The sequence below is a fragment of the Pseudomonas parasichuanensis genome, assembly GCF_021601385.1.
Taxonomy (GTDB): Bacteria; Pseudomonadota; Gammaproteobacteria; order Pseudomonadales; family Pseudomonadaceae; genus Aquipseudomonas; species Aquipseudomonas parasichuanensis.
Window position 1 is genome coordinate 1 of the sequence record NZ_BQHO01000083.1, and the last position, 610, is coordinate 610.

1 protein-coding gene is annotated in these 610 nt (G+C 71.5%); it reads left to right on the forward strand.

All coding sequences use genetic code 11. The features are described from left to right. Nucleotides 1-610 (forward strand): phosphopantetheine-binding protein (locus tag L6D77_RS27050; RefSeq protein WP_236170229.1); only part of this gene is annotated, 610 nt, incomplete at both ends.

Below are 610 nucleotides of genomic sequence, written 5' to 3' on the forward strand. Positions count from 1 at the left end.
GCACCGGCGACCTGGCGCGCTACCGCGCCGATGGCGTGCTGGAGTACGCCGGGCGGGTCGACCACCAGGTCAAGGTGCGCGGCCTGCGCATCGAGCTGGGCGAAATCGAAGCGCGCCTGCAGGCCCACGGCGCGCTGCGCGAAGTGGCGGTGCTGGCGCAGGAACTGGGCGGCGTGCAGCAGCTGGTGGCCTACGCCGTGGCGCAGGACGCCACGGCGGACCAGGAGGCGCTGCGTACGGCGCTGAAGGCGGCCCTGCAAGCGGCGCTGCCGGACTACATGGTGCCGACCCACTGGTTGTTCCTCGAGCGCCTGCCGCTGACCCCCAACGGCAAGCTCGACCGCAAGGCCCTGCCACAGCCGCAGGCCACGGCGGCGAGCCGCCAGGTGGCGCCGCGCAACGCACTGGAACAGCGTTTGGTGGCGATCTGGGAAGAGGTGCTGAAGGTGGCGCCGATTGGCGTGACCGACAACTTCTTCGAGCTGGGCGGCGACTCGATCATCTCGATCCAGGTGGTCAGCCGCGCCCGCCAGGCGGGCATCCGCTTCACGCCCAAGGCGCTGTTCCAGCACCAGACGGTGCAGGGGCTGGCAACGGTGGCCGAGCAGGG